Genomic DNA, 15,802 nt, shown 5'->3' with positions numbered 1-15,802 from the left:
ACGTTCACGTACGCCTTCACGTTCGTGCGGGTGGGTCATCATATGAGCGTCAGTCATCAGATCTCCTCATAAAACTCGATACCGCCACCCTGTGCCGTGCGTTCACGTAGCTCGATCCGGCGAATCTTTCCGGAAACCGTCTTGGGGAGGTCGGCGAACTCCAATCGGCGGATCCGCTTGTACGGTGCGAGCACCGCCCGGGAGTGCGCGAACAGCGCCTTCGCGGTGTCCGGGCCGGGCTCCCAGCCCTCCGCCAGCACGATGTACGCCTTCGGCACGGCCAGCCGCAGCGCGTCGGGGGCCGGGACGACGGCGGCCTCGGCGACCGCCTCGTGCTCCAGCAGCGCGCTCTCCAGCTCGAACGGCGAGATCTTGTAGTCGGACGCCTTGAAGACGTCGTCGGCGCGGCCGATGTAGGTGATGTAGCCGTCCGCGTCGCGCGATCCGATGTCCCCGGTGCGGTAGTAACCGCCCGCGGTGGCCTCGGCGGTGCGCTCCCCGTCGCCCTCGTAGCCGGTCATCAGGCCGACGGGACGGCCCTCGGGGCCGGTGAGGTCGAGGCAGATCTCGCCCTCCTCGCCAAGCCGGCCGGTCACCGGATCCAGCAGGACGACCCGGAACCCGGGGGTCGGCCGTCCCATCGAGCCGGGCTTGAGCGGCTGTCCGGGGGTGTTGGCCACCTGAACGGCGGTCTCGGTCTGGCCGAAGCCGTCCCGGATGGTCACCCCCCAGGCGCGCCGCACATGCTCGATGACCTCGGGGTTGAGGGGCTCGCCCGCGGCGAGGGCCTCCCGGGGCGGGGTGCGGAGCTGGGTGAGATCGGCCTGGATGAGCATCCGCCAGACGGTGGGCGGGGCGCAGAAGGTGGTGATGCCACAGCGGTCCATCTCGGCCATCAGGCGGGTGGCGTCGAAGCGCGTGTAGTTGTGGACGAAGACGGTGGCCTCGGCGTTCCAGGGGGCGAAGAGATTGGACCAGGCGTGCTTGGCCCATCCGGGCGAGGAGATGTTGAGGTGGACATCACCCGGCCTGACCCCGATCCAGTACATCGTCGCCAGATGCCCGATGGGATACGAGATGTGGGTGTGCTCGACCAGCTTGGGGCGGGCGGTGGTGCCGGAGGTGAAGTAGAGCATCAGGGGGTCGGTGGCCAGGGTCGGCCCGTCGGGGACGAAGGGCTCGTCGTCCTCCGCGCCGTCCCCGGTACCGCCCGCCGTGGGGTCCACCGTGATGCCCGCGGTCCCGGCGTCCTCGTAGGCGAGCCAGCCCTCGGGCGCGCCGCCGACCGCGATCCGGATGTAGTCGCCCGGCACCTCCGCGAACTTGCCGGTGTCCGGGCCCCGCACGACCACATACGCCGCCCGGCCGCGCTCGATGCGGTCAGCGAGGTCGAGCGGGCCGAGCAGCGGGGTGGCGGGGATGACGACGGCGCGCAGCTTCATCGCGGCCAGCGCGGTCTCCCACAGCTCGACCTGGTTGCCGAGCATGACCACGATGCGGTCACCGGCCCGGACGCCGCGCTCGCGCAGCCAGTTCGCGGCCCGGTTGGAGCGGCGGCGCAGCTCCTCGAAGGTCAGCCGGATCTCGCTGCCGTCCTCCTCGACGATGTGCAGGGCGGTGCGGTCGCCGCTGCGCCCGGCGATCCCGTCGAACCAGTCCAGGGCCCAGTTGAACCGCTCCGGGCGTGGCCAGCCGAACCCTTCGTACGCCGCCGCGTAGTCCTCCCGGTGGTCGAGCAGGAAGTCCCGTGCCTCGCGGAAGTCGTGAGCCGGATTCGTTGCTGTCACTTGTCCTCCTGAATGGCGTACCGCTCGCTAGCATCGTGCGACGGGTGATCTGAGTCTCACTACCCCCGGACGGGGGTGGCGCTGAAAACGGGAGGTGGCCGTGACGGGATCGGCCGGGGCCGTCGACGTTCAGAGCACGCTGCAGCGGATGCGCCGGCGCGGCGGGCTGCCCGTCGCGTTCGGCGGGCTGTTCTCGGGCGCACGGCAGTTCCGGATCTCGGAACTCACCGGCACCACGACCAACTCCCTGCGGGGTCTGGCCATCACACCCGGCAACGGCCTCGGCGGCAAGGTCCTCACCATGTCCCGGCCGATCTCGGTGGCTGACTACCCCACCTCACGGGCGATCAGCCATGAGTACGACGCGGCGGTGGGCGCGGAGGGGCTGCGCTCGATGCTCGCGGTGCCGGTGGTGGTGCGCGGGCGGGTGCGCGGGGTGCTGTACGGCGCGCTGCGCCAGCCGCTGGTGCTCGGCGACCGGGCGCTGACCGCGGCCGTGGAGTCGGCGCGCGAACTGGAACGCGTACTGGAGAGCGAACTGGCCCAGGAGCTGGCGGTGCGGGAGGAGGCGCAGCGGCTGCTGACGGAGGCGCGCCAGCGCCGGGGACAGCCGCCGGGACCGCAGTGGGAGCCGTCGGCGGAGGAGACCGAGGTGTGGGAGGAGGTGCGCGAGGCCCACGGCGATCTGCGGGCCCTGGCGCACCGGGTGCCCGACCGCGAGCTGCGCGAGGAGATACTCACCGCCTGCTCCCGGCTGGCCAGGGCCTCATCGGGGCGCGGCAGGCATCGGGAGCACCGGAACGGGGGTGGCGGGGTGGAGCTGTCGCCGCGCGAGGTGGACGTGCTGGCGTGTGTGGCCTCGGGGGCCACGAATTCGACGGCGGCGGAGCGGCTGGGGTTGCGGCCGGAGACGGTCAAGAGCTATCTGCGGTCGTCCATGCGGAAGTTGGGGGCCCACACCCGTCTCCACGCGGTGGTCGAGGCTCGCCGTGCGGGGCTTCTGCCGTAGGGCGGCCCCTCCGGGTCCCCCTGCGAAAAACGCTCTCCCTTCGCGCTGCCCCCGGCCGCCGCCGACCGGGCGCAGCCCGGCGCGCTGCCGCCGGAGCTCGGCCCGGCCGGGACCGCGACCACGTCAAGCTTGACCGTGGCGTCGGCCACGGCGGGGTCGAGGAGGCCGGGAGAGCCGGGGTAGTGGCCGGAGTAGGGGTCGGCCGGGGGATAGCCGGGGTAGTGGCCGGAGTAGGGGTCGGCCGGGCGGGCAGGAAGAGCACCGCGAAGCAACCTTTGCATCGCCCACCGCTCCCCCGGGACACACCACGGTCATATGGGGCGATATCCTGCACTGAGGTCAGTGCTCGCGACAGGAGGAGAGGTCCATGGACAGTGAGCCTCCCAGTCGTATGCCGCGAGGTGCCGCTCCGGCCCGGACGCGCTGAGCGCGCTGCCCGGCTCGGCCCGGAGGTGGCGCCCGTCCGAGCCCGAGCCCGCTATCCGTAAAGGACCCCCTATGTCCGAGCGCCGCCGCACCCCCCGCTCCACGAGGCGGTACCCCTGGCTGCGCCCCGGCGGGGCGAAGCGGGCCGACGCCGCCCCGCGCCCCGCCCCGGCGCCCCCGGGCCCGCCGCGCGACGAGCAGCGGACCGCCGCCGATGGGACGCCGCGTGAGCCGGACGAGCGCAGCGTGGTGGACGCCGCCGTGTACCGCGACGGCCGCCGCGTCGGCACCCCCGGCACCCTGGCCGCCACCTACCGGCGGCTGCGCGAGGAGACGGGCGCGATGGCGTGGATCGGGCTGTACCGGCCGAGCGAGGCGGAGCTGCTCTCGCTGGCCGAGGAGTTCGATCTGCACAAGCTGGCCATCGAGGACGCGCTGGAGGCCCATCAGCGGCCCAAGCTGGAGCGCTACGGCGAGACGCTCTTCGTGGTGCTGCGCGCCGCCCGCTATCTCGACGCGCCCGAGGAGGTCGACTTCGGCGAGCTGCATGTCTTCGTGGGCCCCGACTTCGTCATCACCGTCCGGCACGGCGCCGCCCCGGACCTTTCCGCGGTGCGCGGCCGGATGGAGTCCACCCCCGAACTGCTGGCGCTGGGCCCCGAGGCCGTGCTGTACGCGATCCTCGACGCGGCCGTGGACGGCTACGCCCCGGTGGTGGCGGGGGTGCAGAACGACATCGACGAGATCGAGACCGAGGTCTTCCGCGGCGACCCCGAGGTGTCGCGGCGCATCTATGAACTCTCCCGCGAGATGGTCGAGTTCCAGCGCGCCACCCGTCCCCTGGTCGGGATGTTGCACGGGCTGATGGCGGGTTTCGACAAATACGGCACCGACGAGGAGCTGCAGCGCTATCTGCGGGACGTCGCCGACCACGTCACCCACACCAGCGAGCGCGTGGACGGCTTCCGCTCGGCCCTCACCGACATCCTCGCCGTCAACGCCACTCTGGTGACCCAGCAGCAGAACGCCGAGATGCGGGCGCTGGCCGAGGCGGGCTTCGAGCAGAACGAGGAGGTCAAGAAGATCTCCGCATGGGCGGCGATTCTGTTCGCGCCCACGCTGGTCGGCACCATCTACGGAATGAACTTCACCCATATGCCCGAGCTGGACTGGGTGTGGGGATATCCGTTCGCGATCGTGCTGATGGCGGTGGTCTGCGTCAGCCTGTACGTCATCTTCAAGCGCCGCGGCTGGCTCTGACGGCGCCACAACTCTCCGGCTGGATCGGCGATTCAAGGGAATTCCTCGATTGAATCGTTGATTCAGCCGCTTTCCGTAGCCCCTCCCCCTCGTTTGTGCTTCGATGCCGTGCGGCACGGCACGGGCAGGCAAGCGACGGGAGTACGTGTATGGACCGGCGAGGGTTCCTCAGGGGCGCGGCCGCGCTGTCCACCGCGGGGCTGGTCACCGCCGTCGGCGGTACCGCGACGGCCACGGCGGAGGCGCCGCCCCGGCTGCTGGCCGCCCAGGACTGGCTGTCGGCCATCGCCGACGCCACTCCGGTCCAGCGGCTGACCCTGCCCGGCACCCACGACTCCGGCGCCCGCTTCGGCGGCCCGTGGACCGAGTGCCAGAACACCACCATCGCCGACCAGCTCAGCAGCGGCATCCGCTTCCTGGACGTCCGCTGCCGTGCCTTCGAGAACGCCTTCCCCATCCACCACGGCGCCTTCTACCAGAACCTCAACTTCGACGATGTGCTCGGCGCCTGCCGCTCCTTCCTCTCCGCGCATCCGTCGGAGACCGTGCTGATGCGGGTCAAGCAGGAGTACTCGGAGGAGAGCGCCGCGGAGTTCCGCCGGATCTTCGACATCTATCTGGACGACAAGGGCTGGCGCTCGCTGTTCCGCCTGGACAACACCCTCCCCACCCTGGGCCAGGCCCGGGGCAGGGTGGTGCTGCTCGCCGACTCGGACAACATGCCGGGGGTGCGGTACGGCGACGGGGGGCTCTTCGACATCCAGGACGACTACATGGCGGAGCCCTTCGGCAAGTACCCGAAGATCGAGGCGCAGTTCCGCAAGGCGGCGGCCCAGCCCGGCAAGCTCTTCATGAACTATGTCTCCACCGCCGCCCTGCTGCCGCCCCGCTCCAACGCGGACCAGCTGAACCCGCAGGTGAAGTCGTTCCTGGAGGGCGCCGAGGCCCAGGGCTGGACCGGGCTCGGGATCGTTCCGATGGACTTCCCGAACACCGCGTCCGGCCTGGTCGACGCCCTCGTCCGGCACAATCCGGCGGGCTGACCGCCGAGCGTCAGCGGCCGGGGGACCGGCGGAAGACCTTGACCGACGGTTCCGCGTAGCGGACCAGCTCCAGCGCCTGCTCGGGGAACCACTCCCCCGCGTCGGGGTTGACGGTCCCGCGCACCGGGTCAAAGGGCCCGTCGGTGCCGCGCAGGCACCGCCCGTCCGACTCGCCGGGCGTCTTCACCCACAGCGCGGCGTCCAGCAGTGCGTCGCCCGTGCGGGTGGTGGGGCGCCTGCCCAGGCCCCGCGCCGGCGGGTTGCACCACGACTGCGCGTCGGTGTGCGCCCCGGCCCTGGGGGCCCACGGGCCCTGGCCGTTGCGGCTGGTGTCGGTGACGAAGTGCTTCATACCGCCCGGGTCGTCCGGCACATGGGCGTGCAGCCAGCGGCGGGCGTGCCGCCGCGACCAGCTCTGGTCGGCGCAGTCCTCGGGGTCCCCGCCCTCGTCGGCGTAGGCGAGGCAGGAGGAGACCAGCCGGCCGTACCAGGCGCTGTCGGGGTCGGTCTGGTAGTGGGAGACGTTGAGGGCGAAGCCGGTGGCGCGGTCGATCCCGGCCTTGAGGAGACGGGGCACGATGCTGCTGACGGAGTGCCAGCCGGCGTGGCCCGCGTCCAGGTAGACCGAGGTGTTGCCGAGCGCGGTAAGGCTGTCGACCGCGTAGTTGATCTCGGAGTAGCGGGCGGCGGTCTCCTGGTCCTCGACCACCGGGGTGTCCAGGTCGCCCACGTCCTCGAGGTCGGGGGTCATGGGGTCGGGCCTGGGGAGCGGGGGCAGCTCGGGGAGGGTGCCGGGCTGCTCGGTGGAGGGCTCGGGGGCGGGGCTCTGGGACGCGGAGGGCTCGAGGCCGGCGGGCTCCTGGGCCTCGGCGGGCTTGGGCGCCGGGGTCTCGTAGGCGGGGAGTCGCGGGTCGGGGGACTGGGCGTCCGGGGACTGCGCGTCCGGAGACTGCGCGGCGTCCTGGCCGGTGCCCTGGGCGTCCGATGCGGCGGGCGGGGCCGTTGAGGCGCCGGGGTCGGGCAGCGGGGGCAGATCGGTGGACGGTGCCTCGGCGGCGGGCTGTTGCTCGACGGCCGTCTGCTGCTCGGCGGCGAGTTGCTCCTCGGCGGGCTGCTCCTCGACGGGCTGCTCCTCGACGGCGGTCTGATCGGCGTTGGATTCGTCGGCGCAGTCGGAGGGCAGCAGCGCCAGCGAATCGGGTTCGAGGACGATGAGCACCTTACGGCCGCCGATACCCTCGGCGACGGCGTCGATCCACGCCTCGTACGCGGCGAGGTCGTCCGCTCCCCCGCTCGAGTAGCTGCCGCAGTCACGGCCCGGGATGTTGTAGAGGGCGAGGACCGGCAGCTTCCCCTGCACGTCGGCGCTCCGCGTCGTCCTGCGGACCAGCCGCTCGATCCGCTCCGGGCTCTCGTCGCCGTACCAGACCGCCTGCGGCGTCCGCACCATGGCAAGGAGTCCGGCGGAGTCGCGGAAGTCGCCCCGCCAGGCGAGCCGGGCCACCTGGCGGTAGGAGTCCCGGTCGGGGGGAGGGGCGTAGAGGCGGGCGATGCGGGAGGAATCGTCGTCGTCCTCCCGCGCGGCCGCGCTCACCACGGGGCTGATCAGCAGGGGCAGGGTGGCCGCGGCCACGACGGCCGTCGACACGGTGAGAATCTTGCGTCTCTTACGCACGTGCGCACTCCAGGGGGCGGCAGGACCAAGGTCGTTTTCTGACTCTCACTCAGAAACCGGCGCCCGGCAAGAGAAGCCTCCGCCAGGTGGCGGAGGGTTTTTCCCGCTCAGGAGTGGCCTTATGTCAGACGATCCTTCTGTTATCTGATCCGATGTCAGGTGATATCGGTGACGTCAGGCGACCGAGCCGATCCGGTCCGAGGCCGCCCGGGTGTCGTGGTGGATCGGGGTCCGGGCACCCGTCAGCGGCGTTCCGCTGCCGCCCCGCCGGTTCGCGACGATCTCGCCCGCGATGGACAGCGCCGTCTCCTCGGGCGTACGTGCGCCGAGGTCGAGCCCGATCGGGGAGCGCAGCAGGGCCAGCTCCGGCTCGCCCACCCCGGCCTCGCGCAGCCGCCGCAGCCGGTCCCGGTGGGTGCGAGCCGAGCCCATGGCGCCGACGTACGCCACGGGCAGCCGCAGCGCCCGCTCCAGCAGCGGCACATCGAACTTCGGGTCGTGGGTGAGCACGCACAGCACCGTGCGGGCGTCCACCTCGGTCTTCTCCAGATAGCGGTGCGGCCAGTCGACGACCACCTCGTCGGCGTCCGGGAAGCGGAGCGCGGTCGCGAAGACCGGGCGGGCGTCGCAGACCGTGACGTGGTAATTCAGGAACTTCCCTATCCGCACGAGCGCGCTCGCGAAGTCCACCGCCCCGAAGACGATCATGCGCGGCGGCGGCACGCTGGCCTCGGCGAGCAGGGTGACGGGCCGCCCGCAGCGGCTTCCCTCGGCGCCGATGACCACGGTCGCGGTGCGCCCGGCGTCCAGCAGGGCGCGGGCCTCCGCGGCCGCCGTACGGTCCAGCTCGGGGTGGCCGCCCAGGGTGCCGTCCCAGCCGCCGTCCGGGCGGACGAGCAGGGCGCGGCCCAGCAGCTCGGGCGGGCCGTCCACGATCCGGGCCAGCGCCGCCGTCCGGCCCTCGGCGGCGGCGGACGCGGCGGCGGCGAGCACCGGGCGCACCCGGCGGTCGGCCGCCGGGGCCGGGGTGACCAGCACATCGATGACTCCGCCGCAGGTCAGGCCGACCGCGAAGGCGTCCTCGTCGGAGTAGCCGAAGGTCTCCCGTACGGTCTCGCCGGTGCGCAGCGCCTCCTGGCACAGCTCGTACACCGCGCCCTCGACACAGCCGCCGGACACGCTGCCGACCGCCGTGCCCTCGGCGTCCACGGCGAGCGCGGCCCCGGGCTGCCGGGGCGCGCTGCCGCCCACGGAGACCACGGTGGCCACCGCGAAGTCCCGGCCCTCCTCGCACCAGCGGTGCAGCTCGGCGGCGATGTCCAGCATGGTGATCAGCTCCTTGGGCGGCGCATCGGTACGCGGCACATCGATATCCGGAACAACGCACTCGGCTCCCGATATCTGCCCTCAGGTACCCGTCAGGTGCTCCGGGCGCACGGGCACGCGCTTCAGAGGCAGGCCCGTCGCCGCGCGGATGGCGGCGACGACGGCCGGGGTCGAGGAGAGCGTGGGCGCCTCGCCGACGCCGCGCAGCCCGTACGGGGCGTTGTCGTCGGCCAGCTCCAGCACGTCCACCGGCATGGCCGGGGTGTCCAGGATGGTGGGGATCAGATAGTCCGTGAAGGACGGATTGCGGACCCGCGCCCCGTCCGCCGAGACGACGATCTCCTCCATCACCGCGAGCCCGAGCCCCTGCGTGGAACCGCCCTGGATCTGCCCGACCACCGACAGCGGGTTGATCGCCTTGCCCACGTCCTGCGCGGCCGCCAGCTCGACCACCTTGACCAGCCCCAGCTCGGTGTCGACCTCGACGACCGCGCGATGGGCGCAGAAGGAGTACTGCACATGGCCGAAGCCCTGGCCGGTACGGAGATCGAACGGCTCGGTCGGCCGGTGCCGGAACTCCCGCTCCAGGTCGATCGCCTCGTCGCCGAGGATCCCGGCGAGGTCGCCGATCACCTCACCGCCGTCGGTGACCACCTTGCCGTCCGCCAGCCGCAGCCGGGCGGGCTCCGCCCAGGCGGGGTGGGAGGCGCCGAACCGCTCGCGGCCGCGCCGCAGCACCTCCTCCCGGGCCGCCTCGCAGGTGTGCTTGACGGCGCCGCCCGTCATATACGTCTGGCGGGAGGCGGAGGTGGAGCCGGCCGAGCCGACCCGGGTGTCGGCCGGGTGGATGGTGACCTGGTCGACGCCCAGCTCGGTGCGGGCGATCTGGGCGTGCACGGTGACTCCGCCCTGGCCGACCTCGGCCATCGCGGTGTGCACCAGGGCGACCGGCTCGCCACCGATCACTTCCAGCCGGATCCGGGCGGTGGAGTAGTCGTCGAAGCCCTCGGAGAAGCCGACGTTCTTGATGCCGACCGCATAGCCCACCCCGCGTACTACGGCCTCGCCGTGGGTGGTGTTGGACAGCCCGCCCGGCAGGGCCCGTACGTCCACGGGGCCGCCCGCCGCCTCCCACCCGCGCTCGGGCGGCATCGGCAGCGCCTTGACCCGGCGCAGCAGCTCGGCGACCGGGGCCGGGGAGTCGACGAGCTGTCCTGTGGGCATGGTGGCGCCCTGGGACATGGCGTTGCGCTGCCGGAACTCCACCGGATCCAGGCCGAGTTCGGCCGCCACCGCGTCCATCTGCGCCTCGTAGGCGAAGCACGCCTGGACGGCGCCGAAGCCGCGCATCGCCCCGCAGGGCGGGTTGTTGGAGTAGAGCGCGATGGCCTCGACGTCGACGTTCTCGACGACGTAGGGGCCGATCGACAGGGAGGCGGCGTTGCCGACGACCGCCGGGGAGGAGGAGGCGTACGCCCCGCCGTCCAGGACGATGCGGCACTGGACGTAGAGCAGCGTGCCGTCGCGGCTCGCGCCGTGTTCATAGGTGAGCGTGGCGGGGTGGCGGTGGACATGGCCGAAAAAGGATTCGTACCGGTTGTAGACGATCTTGACGGGCTTTCCGGTGCGCAGCGCCAGCAGACAGGCGTGCGCCTGCATCGACAGGTCCTCGCGCGCGCCGAACGCCCCGCCCACCCCCGACAGCGTCAGCCGCACCTTGTCGGCGGGCAGCCCGAGGACCGGGGCGAGCTGATCGCGGTCGACATGCAGCCACTGGGTGGCGATGTAGAGGTCCACACCGCCGTCCTCGGCGGGCACCGCGAGCCCCGACTCCGGGCCGAGGAACGCCTGGTCCTGCATGCCCACCTCGTAGTCCCGGCGGACCACCACATCGGCGCGGGCCCGGGCGGCGGCGACATCGCCGCGCAGGACGGGCTGGCGGTGCACGATGTTCGGGTGCGGGGCGTGGGCGGCGTAGTGGTCCCGGCGGCCGGGGTGGAGCAGCGGCGCGCCCGGCGCGGTGGCGGTGGCCTCGTCGACGACCAGCGGCAGCTCCTCGTACTCCACCGCGATCCGGGCGGCGGCGCGGCGGGCGGTCTCGGGGTGGTCGGCGGCGACGATGGCGACGGGCTCGCCGTGGTAGCGGACCCGGTCCTCCGCGAGCACGGGCTGGTCGTGGATCTCCAGGCCGTAGTGGGTCTCGGCGGGCAGATCGTCATGGGTCATGACGGCGTACACGCCGGGCAGGGCGAGCGCCTCGGCGGTGTCGATGGACCTGATCGCGGCGTGGGCGTACGGGCTGCGGAGGGTGAAGCCCCACAGCATGTCCTCGTGCCACAGATCCGAGGAGTACGCGAACTCGCCGGTCACCTTGAGGGTGCCGTCGGGGCGCAGGGTGGACTCGCCGATCGTCCCCCTGGTGGCGCCGGTGGCCTGGTTGAGGGCGGTAGGGGCACTGGCGGTGCGGTCGGCTGCCATGGTCAGACCGCCTTCCCGGTGCGGGCGGCCGCGAGCCGGACCGCGTCGAGGATCATCTCGTAGCCGGTGCAGCGGCAGAGGTTGCCGGAGAGCGCCTCGCGGATATCGGCGTCGGAGGGGTCGGGGGTGCGCTCCAGCAGCTCATCGGCGGCCACGAGCAGCCCGGGGGTGCAGAAGCCGCACTGGACGGCGCCGGCGTCGATGAACGCCTGCTGGACGGGGGCCAGCGGGGCGACCTGCCCGGGGCGGGATGGTTCGGGGCGGGATGGTTCGGGGCGGGATGGCTCGGGGCGGGATGGCTCGGGGCGGGATGGTTCGGGCGGCCGGGGACGGACGGCCTCGGGCCCTACGGGGTGGCCGACCTCGGGCTTCCCCGGGTGGGCTGCCTCGGGCTCTGCGGGGCGGCCCGGCCCAGGCTCCCCGGAGCGGACGGCCTCGGGCTCTACGGGGTGGCCCGGCCCGGGCTCCCCGGAGCGGACGGCATCCGGCTCCGCGGGACGGACCTCGGGCTCCCCGGAGCGGCCCGTCCGGGGCTCCCCAGGGCGAACGGCCCCAGCCGCATAGGCGGACCGCTGCCGGGCGTGGTCCGCGAGTCCCTCGACGGTGACCACTTCGCGGCCCTCGGCCTGCCCCGCCGCCACCAGACAGGCGCATACCGGCACCCCGTCGAGGCGGACCGTGCAGGAACCGCATTCGCCCTGCTCACAGGCGTTCTTCGAACCGGGAAGCCCCATCCGCTCGCGCAGCACGTACAGCAGGGACTCGCCCTCCCAGACGTCATCGGCCTCGTACGGCCGCCCGTTGACCGTGATGTTCACGCGCACTGTGCGGTCCTCCCGTCTCCCTCGCGATACGCCTCCCAGGTCCAGCCGAGCGTGCGGCGCGCCATGACCCCCACCGCGTGGCGGCGGTAGGCGGCACTGCCGCGTACGTCGTCGATCGGGCGGCACGCCCCGGCGCACAGCTCGGCGAACCGCCGGGCGGTCGACGGGTCGAGGGGCGCCCCGCTGTCCCAGAAGCCGCCCTCCTCGAGCGCCGCGCCCAGGAACTCCTCGGCCTCATGGGCCCGTACGGGCGTGGGCGCGGCCGATCCGATGCCGGTGCGCACGGTGCGGGTGCGCGGATGGAGCGCGACGGCGAAGGCGCAGACCGCGATCACCATGGCGTTCCGGGTGCCGACCTTGGAGAACTGCTGCGGACCGTCCGCCTTCTGGATGTGCACCGCCCGGATCAGCTCATCGGGCTCCAGGGCATGGCGCTTGACCCCGGTGAAGAACTCCTCGACGGGAATCCGCCGGGTGCCGCGCACCGACGCCGCCTCCACCTCGGCCCCGGCCGCCAGCAGCGCGGGATGCGCGTCCCCGGCGGGCGAGGCGGCGCCGAGGTTGCCGCCGACGGTGCCGCGGTTGCGGATCTGCGGTGAGCCGACGGTGTTCGCGGCGAGCGCCAGCCCCGGCAGCTCGGTCCGCAGCTCCTCGATGATCCGGGTGTACGGGACGCCCGCGCCCAGCCGGACCGTACGGTCGGTGGCCTCCCATTCGGCCAGTTCGGCGACGCGGGTCAGATCGAGCAGATACTCGGGCCGCCGGTGATCGAAGTTGATCTCGACCATCACATCGGTGCCGCCCGCGATGGGCACGGCGGTGGGGTGCTCGGCCTTCGCGGCGAGCGCCTCCTCCCAGCCGGCGGGGCGCAGGAAGTCCATGGGTCTCTCTTCTCGAATCGTCGGCGTCGCCGTCGGCAGGCGGGAGCCCCCTCCCAGAACTCTGCACGCGACTCAACGCCAGTAGACCGAGGTGTGGGCCACATGGTGCAGTCACCGAAGACATGAAGCAATTGGCTGGCCAGTGGGCGGGTCTTGTAGATTCGAACGAACGGCGGGGCCCCGAAACCTCGCGGTATTCGACCGGCAACACGGAACAAGATCGGCTGGCATCCCATGCGGCTGCGCGCACTGCTGGAGAACGACACCCTGGGCCTGCGCCTGCTCGGTGGCGCGAGCGAGCTGGACCGTACCGTACGCGGCGTCATGACCACCGATCTGCGCGACCCCAGCCGCTATCTCTCGGGCGGTGAACTCGTGCTGACCGGGCTCGCGTGGCGGCGCGAGCCGGAGGACTCCGAGCGGTTCGTCCGCATCCTCGCGGCGGCCGGGGTGGCGGGGCTGGCGGCGGGCGAGGCGGAGCTGGGCGCCGTGCCCGAGGATCTGGTGCTGGCCTGCGGACGGCATCGGCTGCCGCTGTTCTCCGTGGTCGAGGACGTCGCGTTCGCCACCATCACCGAGCATGTGGTGCGCCAGGTCTCCGGTGAGCGGGCCGGGGATCTGGCGGCGGTCGTCGACCGGCACCGGCGGCTGATGACGTCCGGGCCCGCGGGCGGCGGCCCCGAGGTGGCCCTGGACCTGCTCCGCTCGGACCTGGACCTGACCGCGTGGGTGCTCTCCCCCACCGGCCGCCGGATCGCCGGGCCCACCGCCGCCGGAGCGGCAGCGGAGCCGCCCGCGGCGGTCCGCGCCCAGCTTGCGGGCGAGCATCTGGCCGCCCAGCACGACGGGCGGCGCGGCCCGCACCGGATGACCGCCGCGGACGGCATGACGTACTCCCTCTTCCCCATCCACAGCGGGGAGACGGGCGACGAGGTCCGCGAGACCGTGCTGTCCGACTGGCTGCTGGTGGTCGGCGCGGACGCCGACGAATGGCCCGAGGAACGGCTGGATCTGCTCTATGGGGTCACCCAGCTCATCGCCGTCGAGCGCGACCGGCGGAACGCGTCGCGCACCGTGCGGCGCAGGCTCGCCCAGGAAGTGCTGGAGCTGGTCCAGACGGGCGCGCCGCCCGCCGAGATCGCGGCCCGGCTGCGGGTGGCCGCCCCGGTGCTGCTGCCAGGGCTCGGCACGGCGCCGCACTGGCAGGTGGTGGTGGCCCGGGTGGAGTGGGGCGTCACGGCGGAGGCGGAGCACGGCGCGGACGGCGGGGCGCGTGAGAGTGCGGTGCGGGACGGCGCCGCGAGAGAGGGCTTTACGCGGGACGGCGGGGCCGTCCTCGGCGCCCGGGCCGCCCAGTCGCTGCTGGAGGAGATCCTGGTCGACCCGGCCGCGCCCGGGCCGGAGCTCTCGGACCGCATCGCCGTGGCGCACACCGGCGAGGAGGCGGTGGCACTGGTCCCCCTCCCGGCGCTCACCGACGGCCCGTCGGAGGGCGGCGGCATGGACCACGCCGCGGAGGGGCTGTATGCCGACGCGCTGCTCACCGCCGTCCGGGAGCCGCTCTCCCGCGGTCTGGACGGCGACGGCCGGCTGACCCTCGGCGTCAGCGCCGCCGTCCACTCCGCCGACGGGCTGCGCGGCGCCCTGGAGGAGGCCCGGCACGCCCGGCGCGTCGCCGCCGCACGCCCCGGGCGGGTCTGCGCGGCCGGGCACCAGGAGCTGGCCTCGCACGTACTGCTGCTCCCCTTCGTCCCGGACGATGTGCGGCGTGCCTTCACCGCCCGGCTGCTGGACCCGCTGCGCGAGTACGACCGGCGCCACCGGGCCGAGCTGATCCCGACCCTGGAGGCGTTCCTGGACTGCGACGGCTCCTGGACGCGCTGTGCCTCCCGGCTGCATCTGCACGTCAACACGCTGCGCTACCGGATCGGCCGGATCGAGCAACTGACCGGGCGCGAGCTGTCCCGCCTGGAGGACAAGCTGGACTTCTTCCTCGCGCTGCGCATGAGCTGACGCCCGGCGGGGCGTGACCGCGGCCCGGGGACACGCCCGGGCGCGTGACAACGCGTCATCACTCTTGCCAGGGGTTTGTGAATTGATTCACACCAACCTCTTGGCCGGGCGCGCGCATTCATGCTGAGATTCGCCCACAGCTTCCGGCTCGATGGCGCGCTTGGGGAGGGCAATGTGGCGGACACCGCCATGTCACCACCTGGATCGTCCGATCCTCATTCCGAGGTACAGGCGGGGCGCGGGCTCGACCCGCTCGTGGACGACCCACTCGACACGGCGGTGTGGCGGCTGCGTTCGCGCGGCTGCTGGAAGGACGCCGCCGAACTGCTCACCCCGCATGCGGTGGACGACGCCGGCGCCGCGCTCAAGCGCAGCGCCGTCCTGATCGAACGGTGCATGTACACCTCGGCGGGCTGGGACGCGGCCGATGACGCCCTGCGGGCGGCGGAGGCGCTCGCGCTCACCGACACCGAGCGGGGCGCGACCGCGTGCGAACGCGGCTATCTGGCGTACGCGTCCACGCTGCTCGGGGTGCGGGACCGGGCGGACGAGGCGCGGACCGCGCTCGGCCGCGCCGCCGCGCTGCTCTCACCGGGCTCCCCGATCCGGCCGTTGCTGGACTTCCGGCGCGGGCTGATCTCCCAGCACCTCGCCCACAACCCGACCGGCGCCCTGGCCGCCTTCCAGCGCGCCCACGCGGGCGCGGCGGCCCACGGCGACACCCTGCTGCGCTCGTTCACCTGGCGGCATCTGGCCGCCATGGCGGAGGGGGACGGCGATCTGGCGGAAGCGCGCCACGGCTTCGCCGAGTCGCTGCGGATCCGTGAGGAGCTGGGCTATCTGGTCGGCATCGGCCCGGCCCTGGCCGCCCTGGCCGACATCGAACCCGACCCCGACGAGGCCACCCGCCTGCGCACCGAAGCGGCCCGCCTGGTCCGCCTGCTGGGCGGCGTCCCCGTCTGGCTCGCGGAACAGCTCACCCCGGCGGACACCGCCGACTGACCCGCACCGGCTCGCCCCGGGGCATGCGCCCTGGGGCGGGCGGCCCGGCGAAGGCAGTGGTGGGCACGGGCCGGGGCG

The 15,802-nt window shown here is 73.1% G+C and carries 11 protein-coding genes; 5 read left to right on the top strand and 6 right to left on the bottom strand.

The genetic code is table 11. From position 1 onward, the window contains the following. Window positions 1-56: 56 nt before the first annotated feature. Window positions 57-1,787 carry an AMP-binding protein gene (locus tag STRVI_RS10555; RefSeq protein WP_014055631.1) on the bottom strand — a complete coding sequence of 577 codons (1,731 nt, stop codon included), beginning with the start codon at window positions 1,785-1,787 and terminating at the stop codon, window positions 57-59. A gap of 100 nt (window positions 1,788-1,887) precedes the next feature. On the opposite strand from STRVI_RS10555, the gene STRVI_RS10550 reads away from it, so the two are divergent. The 3 genes from STRVI_RS10550 to STRVI_RS10540 all read left to right on the top strand — a co-directional run bounded on the left by STRVI_RS10550 (window position 1,888) and on the right by STRVI_RS10540 (window position 5,525). Further along, window positions 1,888-2,796: a helix-turn-helix transcriptional regulator gene (locus STRVI_RS10550; protein ID WP_014055630.1), complete on the top strand. Its 909-nt coding sequence runs from the start codon at window positions 1,888-1,890 to the stop codon at window positions 2,794-2,796. Window positions 2,797-3,294: 498 nt separating this feature from the next. Further along, on the top strand, window positions 3,295-4,482 hold the full coding sequence (locus STRVI_RS10545) for a magnesium and cobalt transport protein CorA (protein ID WP_014055628.1): 1,188 nt from the start codon (window positions 3,295-3,297) through the stop codon (window positions 4,480-4,482). 149 nt (window positions 4,483-4,631) lie between these two features. Beyond that, window positions 4,632-5,525, top strand: a complete 894-nt coding sequence (locus tag STRVI_RS10540) for a phosphatidylinositol-specific phospholipase C (RefSeq protein ID WP_014055627.1) — start codon at window positions 4,632-4,634, stop codon at window positions 5,523-5,525. Window positions 5,526-5,535: 10 nt separating this feature from the next. On the opposite strand, the gene STRVI_RS55910 is transcribed toward STRVI_RS10540, so the two are convergent. From STRVI_RS55910 to STRVI_RS10505, 5 genes are all read right to left on the bottom strand, one after another. Continuing rightward, the gene (locus STRVI_RS55910) at window positions 5,536-7,200 is read right to left on the bottom strand and encodes a glycoside hydrolase family 6 protein (RefSeq protein WP_014055626.1); all 1,665 of its coding nucleotides are present in this window, start codon (window positions 7,198-7,200) and stop codon (window positions 5,536-5,538) included. Window positions 7,201-7,374: 174 nt separating this feature from the next. Next, on the bottom strand, window positions 7,375-8,526 hold the full coding sequence (locus STRVI_RS10525; protein ID WP_014055625.1) for an XdhC family protein: 1,152 nt from the start codon (window positions 8,524-8,526) through the stop codon (window positions 7,375-7,377). A gap of 81 nt (window positions 8,527-8,607) precedes the next feature. After that, window positions 8,608-11,004, bottom strand: coding sequence for a xanthine dehydrogenase subunit D (gene pucD, locus STRVI_RS10520; protein WP_014055624.1), 2,397 nt, complete (start codon window positions 11,002-11,004; stop codon window positions 8,608-8,610). A gap of 2 nt (window positions 11,005-11,006) precedes the next feature. Next, a complete protein-coding gene (locus STRVI_RS56340; RefSeq protein WP_014055623.1) occupies window positions 11,007-11,828 on the bottom strand; it encodes a 2Fe-2S iron-sulfur cluster-binding protein in 822 nt (273 codons plus the stop codon). Next, window positions 11,819-12,709: an FAD binding domain-containing protein gene (locus STRVI_RS10505; protein ID WP_014055622.1), complete on the bottom strand. Its 891-nt coding sequence runs from the start codon at window positions 12,707-12,709 to the stop codon at window positions 11,819-11,821. The genes STRVI_RS56340 and STRVI_RS10505 overlap by 10 nt, the downstream gene beginning before the upstream one ends. A 234-nt stretch (window positions 12,710-12,943) precedes the next feature. Between STRVI_RS10505 and STRVI_RS10500 the strand changes: the two genes are divergently transcribed. Next, complete coding sequence (locus tag STRVI_RS10500) at window positions 12,944-14,722, top strand: PucR family transcriptional regulator ligand-binding domain-containing protein (protein ID WP_014055621.1); 1,779 nt, start codon at window positions 12,944-12,946, stop codon at window positions 14,720-14,722. A 120-nt stretch (window positions 14,723-14,842) separates the two neighbouring features. Next, entirely contained in the window at window positions 14,843-15,724 is an 882-nt protein-coding gene (locus tag STRVI_RS10495) for a hypothetical protein (RefSeq protein ID WP_014055620.1), read from the top strand. Window positions 15,725-15,802: the final 78 nt, after the last annotated feature.

The organism is Streptomyces violaceusniger Tu 4113 (assembly GCF_000147815.2).
In the GTDB taxonomy this organism is placed as follows: domain Bacteria; phylum Actinomycetota; class Actinomycetes; order Streptomycetales; family Streptomycetaceae; genus Streptomyces; species Streptomyces violaceusniger_A.
The sequence above is the reverse complement of the archived record's forward strand: the minus strand, read 5'-3'. Positions and strand labels throughout refer to the sequence as shown.

Coding starts and splice junctions, on each gene's coding strand:
- STRVI_RS10505 (WP_014055622.1), bottom strand. CDS start 12,709: ATGGACTTCCTGCGCCCCGCCGGCTGGGAGGAGGCGCTCGCCGCGAAG.
- pucD (WP_014055624.1), bottom strand. CDS start 11,004: ATGGCAGCCGACCGCACCGCCAGTGCCCCTACCGCCCTCAACCAGGCC.
- STRVI_RS10500 (WP_014055621.1), top strand. CDS start 12,944: ATGCGGCTGCGCGCACTGCTGGAGAACGACACCCTGGGCCTGCGCCTG.
- STRVI_RS10495 (WP_014055620.1), top strand. CDS start 14,843: ATGCTGAGATTCGCCCACAGCTTCCGGCTCGATGGCGCGCTTGGGGAG.
- STRVI_RS10545 (WP_014055628.1), top strand. CDS start 3,295: ATGTCCGAGCGCCGCCGCACCCCCCGCTCCACGAGGCGGTACCCCTGG.
- STRVI_RS10525 (WP_014055625.1), bottom strand. CDS start 8,526: ATGCTGGACATCGCCGCCGAGCTGCACCGCTGGTGCGAGGAGGGCCGG.
- STRVI_RS10540 (WP_014055627.1), top strand. CDS start 4,632: ATGGACCGGCGAGGGTTCCTCAGGGGCGCGGCCGCGCTGTCCACCGCG.